This is a genomic window from Halomonas sp. AOP25-F1-15 (assembly GCF_052378675.1).
Lineage (GTDB): Bacteria > Pseudomonadota > Gammaproteobacteria > Pseudomonadales > Halomonadaceae > Vreelandella > Vreelandella casei.
On the sequence record NZ_JBQSXV010000021.1, the window covers coordinates 1 to 1566 of the forward strand.

Sequence of the window (1566 nt, forward strand, 5' to 3'; positions counted from 1 at the left end):
CTAGCCCGGATTTCTCATAGCACCTCAGCCAGTACCACCTCCAAGCCGTCATACCACTAAAAGCCGATTGGTACGGTTTAAACTGCCTGCTTTTTAGCCTCTTTCCGTCGTTCAGACACACCTCCCCCTTTCCCCCATTGCGTCGGGCCGGGGGCGCCCGCGCATTCAGCTCGGTACTAACCGCCTGATGAGATCGGATAGTTGCGCTTTATAGGGGTAGCTGTCACTCATCAACACCCGGATTCGGCGCGTATTGCGGATGATGACCGCGCCCACTTTGATGAGTTTGAGCCTCAGGTTGCTTGGGCTCATGCGCTCAAAAGGGGTCTTCTTCAGGTAAGTGCGTAAGCGCTCGAACAGCGTATAGGCGAAGCCCGATAAGATCAGCCGCCACTGATTGGCCCACCAGTGCGTACTGGAGGTCCGGTCAGCAAACAGGCTCAGTTGTTGATCCTTGATTCGGTTCTCCATGTCGCCCCGAGCGCAGTACTGCTCGTAGTAGAGTTTGAAGCCATCGTCATAACGGGAACTAATGATAAACCGGGGATTAGAGCCCAGTTCGCCTTCTTCCAGACGGGCCACCACCCAGCGTGGATACTTCCAGGAGTGTGCTTGATATTGGAAGCGGAACGTCTCTGCCACTTTCCCGCCCACCTCCCACTGGGTCTTGCGCACCAGCATCATGGGCACGTCCACTTCCTTGAGCAGCCGACTGTTCTTGCCGATGCCCACGATGTAGTCGATATGATGCCGATCACACCAGTTCAGCATCCGAGGGCGGCAAAAGTGGCTATCACCCCGTAACACGATGCGTGTATCGGGCCAGTACTGGCGGATAAAGCGCACCAGTAACGCCAGAATGGCCCAGCTGTGATGGCTGTCGCTGTGGTCACTGGTGCGCAGATAGCTCACTAGTAGATGGCGGCCACAGAAGACATACAGCGGGAAGTAGCAGTGGTGATCGTAATAGCGGTTAAAGAACTTCCCGGGTTGCTCACCGTGCACAGGGATATCGGTGCCATCAAAGTCCAGCACGATCTCCTTCGGGGGTGCGTCATGCTGTTCAATGAAGTGGTGCCACAGCACCTCATGGGCCTTCACCATCGCTTGTCGATCGGCGTTCTGCTCACTCCGGCACAGCGTAGACTTGCCTGCCAGCGCATTATCTTCACCGAGCGCTGTCTGAAGCGCCTGATCATAGCGTAGGGCCTCATGGTCGTTGAAATCTTCGTAGCCCGCGGCGACACCGAACACTCGCTGACGAACCAGAGTGTCGTGCTTGTGACGAACCTGTTCCGGTGCGCGGGGATCATGAAGCACGGAGGCCAAGCGGTGCGTCAGGCGATGTTGCTTATCGACTTCACGAAGCAGGAGCAATCCAGCATCGGAGGTGATGTGGCCCCCAGAGAAATCGGCTTCAATTTGGCGGCGTGAGAGTGGCGAGAAGGTCAGTTTTTCAGGTACCATTTTGGAAGCGGTTGTTGGTGCTTGATGGATTGGTTAGGCTCTTGAAATCATAGCACTTTCAGCCGCTTTCTTTTATACCCCGTGAGAAATCCAGGCTAG

The 1566-nt window shown here is 55.7% G+C and carries 1 protein-coding gene; it reads right to left on the minus strand.

Going from position 1 to position 1566, the window contains the following annotated elements; translation table 11 throughout:
• Nucleotides 1–165: 165 nt before the first annotated feature.
• Nucleotides 166–1467: an IS1380 family transposase gene (locus ACT3TF_RS17165; protein WP_427028136.1), complete on the minus strand. Its 1302-nt coding sequence runs from the start codon at nt 1465–1467 to the stop codon at nt 166–168.
• Nucleotides 1468–1566: the final 99 nt, after the last annotated feature.